2 protein-coding genes and 2 pseudogenes are annotated in these 1,824 nt (G+C 73.1%); all 4 read right to left on the reverse strand.

What is annotated here, in order from left to right:
* Positions 1 to 204: pseudogene (locus DEIPI_RS31155) on the reverse strand (hypothetical protein); the annotation flags it as partial.
* A gap of 16 nt (positions 205 to 220) precedes the next feature.
* Positions 221 to 796 carry a D-glycero-alpha-D-manno-heptose-1,7-bisphosphate 7-phosphatase gene (locus DEIPI_RS31160; RefSeq protein WP_211238298.1) on the reverse strand — a complete coding sequence of 192 codons (576 nt, stop codon included), beginning with the start codon at positions 794 to 796 and terminating at the stop codon, positions 221 to 223.
* A complete protein-coding gene (locus DEIPI_RS0113945) occupies positions 787 to 1,548 on the reverse strand; it encodes an SDR family oxidoreductase (RefSeq protein ID WP_027482168.1) in 762 nt (253 codons plus the stop codon). Before DEIPI_RS0113945 ends, DEIPI_RS31160 begins: the two co-directional genes overlap by 10 nt.
* 26 nt (positions 1,549 to 1,574) lie before the next feature.
* Positions 1,575 to 1,824 (reverse strand): annotated as a pseudogene (locus tag DEIPI_RS40990) (hypothetical protein); the annotation flags it as partial.

Raw genomic sequence — 1,824 nt, forward strand, 5'->3', positions numbered from 1 at the left:
GCCGAGCGCGCGGACGTTCACGGCGGTGTTCGCGGCGCCGCCGGGCACGTCGTCGCGCGCGTCGATCTCCACGATGGGCACGGGCGCCTCGCGGCACAGGCGGTCGCTGTGCCCGTGGACGTAGCTGTCGAGCATCGCCTCGCCCACGACGAGCACGCGCTGCCGTGAGAAGGCCTCGATGACGGGGAACAGGGGGTGCTGCACGGTGCCTCCGGTGGGGTCAGGTGGGGACGGGCTCGGACGCGAGGACGAGCTCGGCGGCGTGCCCGACGTCCGTGGCGGTGAAGGTCGGCGCGCGGTGGGGGCCGGGGAGCCACTCGGTCTCCCCTCCGGTGAGGACGAGGACGCTGCGGCACCCGGCGCGGTTCCCGGCCTCCACGTCGTGGAGGATGTCGCCGATCATCCAGGAGCGCGCGAGGTCGAGGTTCAGCTCACGCGCCGCGCGCTCGATCAGGCCGGGGCGGGGCTTGCGGCACTCGCACTCCACCCGGTAGCGCCCCACGAGCCCCTCCGGGTGGTGCGGGCAGAAGTAGAAGCCCGCGAGGGGCACCCCGAGGAGCTCCGTGAGGCGCTCCTCCACGGCGCGCAGGGCGTCCTCCTCGAAGAGGCCGCGCGCGACGCCCGACTGGTTCGTCACGACCACGAGGGCGTACCCGGCCTCGTGCAGGCGCCGCGCGCCCTCACGCGCTCCCGGCGCGAGGGTGACGCGCGCCGGGTCCACGTTGTACGGGACGTCCACGACGAGGGTGCCGTCCTTGTCGAGGAAGACGGCCCTGCGGCCAGTTCTCACGGCCACGAGGTTTCCGTCATGGGAACGACCATGAGCTCCGGGATGACCGTCTCCGCGGGCTGCGTCAGCAGGAAGCGGATGGTGAGGGCCACGTTGCGGGGGTCCTGGAGGTTCTCCAGGGGCGTGTCGGGGAAGCGGTCGAGGATGAAGGGAGTGCGCATGCCGCCCGCGAGGAGCGCCGTGACCTTCACGCCCATGGGGCGTGCCTCGACGTGCAGGGCGTGGCTGAGGCCGAGCAGGCCCCACTTGCTGGCGTGGTAGGCGCTCGCGTTCGCCCAGGCGCGCTTCGCGGCGGTGGAGACGATGTTGACGATGTAGCCGGAGCCCTGCTCGCGCATGACGGGGAGGGCCGCCTTGCTGAGCACGAAGGGCGCGCGGAGGTTCACGGCGACGACGCGGTCGAAGTCCTCGACGCTGAGTTCCTCCACGCTGACGGTCTTGTCGGTCCCGGCGTTGTTGATGAGGATGTCGAGGCGCCCGTGGCGGGCTCGCAGGTCGTCCACGAGGGCCCGCGCGGCGGCCTCGTCGCGGACGTCGAGGGCGGCGGTCTCGACGCTGCCTCCGGCCTCCGTGAGCTCGCGGGCGAGCGCGTCGGCCTTCGTCGTGTCGATGTCGGCGGCGACGACGTGCGCGCCGCTCTCGGCGAGGACGCGGCAGATCTCCGCGCCGAGGCCGCTGCCGCCGCCCGTGACGAGGGCGGTCTGGCCGGTGAGGGGACGGTCGTTGGCGGACTGGCGGGGCATGCTGACCTGGGACATGTGGACTCCTGTCTGGGGTGAGGACTTCAATCGGTGCCGAGGGGGGTGCCCGCGAGGATGCCCGCCGCGCGGGGCGGGTTCACGACGTTCACGGCCGAGCTCAGGGTGGGCGCGTCGTGGACGGCGTTCTCGACGAGCTCGCACAGGAGGTGCAGCACGAGGATCTGCACCTCCTGCACGCGGGGGGTGTCGTGCGAGGGCACGACGACGCGGTCGTCGGCGAGGGTGAGGGCCTCTCCCCCGCTCCCGCCGAGCAGGGCGACGCTCGTGACGCCC

This window comes from Deinococcus pimensis DSM 21231 (assembly GCF_000519345.1).
Lineage (GTDB): Bacteria > Deinococcota > Deinococci > Deinococcales > Deinococcaceae > Deinococcus_A > Deinococcus_A pimensis.

Coding starts and splice junctions, on each gene's coding strand:
- DEIPI_RS0113945 (WP_027482168.1), bottom strand. CDS start 1,548: ATGTCCCAGGTCAGCATGCCCCGCCAGTCCGCCAACGACCGTCCCCTC.